At 68.3% G+C, this 1,196-nt stretch carries 1 protein-coding gene; it reads right to left on the bottom strand.

Annotated features, from left to right (window positions below; genetic code table 11):
• Window positions 1-74: 74 nt before the first annotated feature.
• Window positions 75-1,196: transposase (locus tag ILT43_RS19365; protein WP_204200602.1), on the bottom strand; the 1,122-nt coding region annotated here is incomplete at its 5' end.

Genomic DNA, 1,196 nt, shown 5'->3' with positions numbered 1-1,196 from the left:
GATTGTGTTGAAGAAGTCGGTGTTGGGTCTTGAGACAGGCAACGGCTGATTGACGCTGGACGGTGCTGATTGGCTCAGGCGGGCAGCGGCTGCGCGGGCATCGGGATGAGCCTGGCCATCTTGCGGAGGTTCTGGGCGGTAGCTGCCATATGGAACTCGTCCCTGGCGCCGTTTGGACCGCGCAGGCGCAATCGGTCGAGCTTCAGGATGCGTTTGAGGTGCGCGAACAGCATCTCGACCTTCTTTCGCTGGCGGCGCGAGGTGACGTAGGCGTCGGTGGTGGCGATGTCGCGAGCGAGGTCGCGAGCCCCTTCGTGGATCGAGCGGGTGACCTTGCGCGCCGGCATGTTGGGCGTGCAGCGTTCCCGCAGGGCGCAGCCGCCGCAGTCCTGCTGTCGGCCGCGATAGCGGATGAAGCCGTCCTGGCCGACATCGCCCCGGGCGGTTGCGAAGTTGCGGTTCCTGGGGCGCAGGCGCTTGCCGCCGGGGCAGACGTAGCTGTCGTCGTCATGGTCGTAGGTGAAGGCATCGCGCTCGAACGTGCCGTCGCGGCGGGCGGACTTGTCGAACACCGGGATGTGCGGCTGGATGTCGCGCTCGTGGACCAGCCAGGCGAGCATCTCCGCCGAGCCGTAAGCGGTGTCGGCGGCCAGCCGCTCGGGCCAGACGCCGAAGCGGTCCTGCACCCGCGCGATCATGCGCTTGCACGCGGTCACCTCGGCCTGGCGCACGGCGGTGCTCGCTTCCACGTCCATGATGACGGCGTGGTCGAGATCGATGAGGTAGTTGGTCGAGTACGCATAGAAGGCCGGCCCGCGATGTGCGCTCGTCCACCGCGATGCCGGATCGGCCGGCGCCAGATACTTCGGCACCACCGGCGTCGCTGCACCGAACGCGGCATCGTCGAGAACGGCGAGATACTCGCGCACCGCACGGCTGTCGGCGTCCGGCGGCACGCCGTCGCTGCCCGGACCGCCGGTCTGACGATTGGCATCGGCGCGGATCAGGCTGGCGTCGACCGCGAACCCTTCGCCGCCCACCAGCCCCTCGGCCATGCAGCGCGCTACCGTCGTCTCGAACAACCGGCGCAACAGGTCGCTGTCGCGGAAGCGCCCGTGTCGGTTCTTCGAGAAGGTCGAGTGGTCGGGCACGTCGCCCTCCAGCCCCAACCGGCAGAACCAGCGATAGGCCAGGTT

The organism is Sphingomonas longa (assembly GCF_016892685.1).
Lineage (GTDB): Bacteria > Pseudomonadota > Alphaproteobacteria > Sphingomonadales > Sphingomonadaceae > Sphingomonas > Sphingomonas longa.
Note: the sequence above shows the minus strand (reverse complement) of the source record. Positions and strands in the feature narration are given on the sequence as shown.